1 protein-coding gene is annotated in these 1,084 nt (G+C 68.0%); it reads right to left on the minus strand.

The genetic code is table 11. The annotated features are described in order from the left end of the window. Window positions 1–99 precede the first annotated feature (99 nt). A partial coding sequence (locus tag ACNPM4_RS17700) for an LCP family protein (protein WP_448986553.1) occupies window positions 100–1,084 on the minus strand: 985 nt, incomplete at its 5' end.

Genomic DNA, 1,084 nt, shown 5'->3' on the forward strand with positions numbered 1-1,084 from the left:
CGCCCCTTCTGGGACGGGAGAGCCGTGGGCTTTGTCGCGCGCACGCGGGGGCGGTCCGAATGTCCAGCACCATCTCCGGTCGACGCGGGCTCGCGGTCGTCAGGGAGCGGGGCTCGGCGTCTGCGTCGGCGGATGCAGCGACGTCGCGATCAGGTCGTGGATGAAGCCGTAGTCAGGCTCGTGCTCGTCCACGCCGAAGTCGGGGGTGAGCTCGATCGACGTCACCTGCTGCTCCTTCGCCTTCAGCATCAGGTCGAAGAACTCCGGCAGCTTGTCGGAGGGCAGATCGGTGCTGATCAATGCCGTGCCCGCCGCCGCCACCTCGTTGAATCGGGTGAGCACGGTCTGCGGTGTGAACTGGGCGAGGATCGCCTCCTGGAGCTCACGCTGACGCTTCATGCGATCCCAGTCGCTGGTGGTGTAGCGGGATCGGGCGTACCACTGAGCCGTGTCGCCGTTCATCCGCTGTGTGCCCGGCTCGATCCAGCCGATGGCCCATTCGTTCACGTCGGTGCCCGTCCACCCCTCGGGCGGTCCGCCCTTCGGAAGACGCTCGGTGACATCGATCTCCACGCCGCCCAGAGCATCGACGAGCTCCGCGAAGCCGTGCATGTCGACGAACACGTAGTACGGGATCTCAATGCCGAGGACTCCCTCCGCCGCGTCCTTGGTCGCCTCGATCCCCGGGTCGGAGCCGTGGGCGACGGCGTCGGGATAGAGCCCTGCTCCCCCGTCGTCGCGGCACACCTCGGCCGCGTTGCGCACGTGGTTCATCCACCCGTTCCAGCCGCACGTCGATGAGCTGTGCCCTTCGAAGCCGTTCGGATAGAGCTCCTGCATCGGGCTGCCCTCGCTGAACGGGGCGTTCGGGAGCTCGCGCGGGATGCCGGTGATGGTCACGGCGCCGGTGTCGGCGTTCACCGACACGACCGAGATGCTGTCGAACCGCATCGAGTCGCGTCCGTCGCCGCTGTCGGCGCCGAGCAGCAGAATGTTGTAGTAGCCGTCGCTCGGCTGCACGCTCGGGCCGCTCTGACCGAAGATCGAGCCGATCGTGCTGCGCACCGAGCCCACCGCGGTGGCC

Source organism: Microbacterium umsixpiens (genome assembly GCF_053543675.1).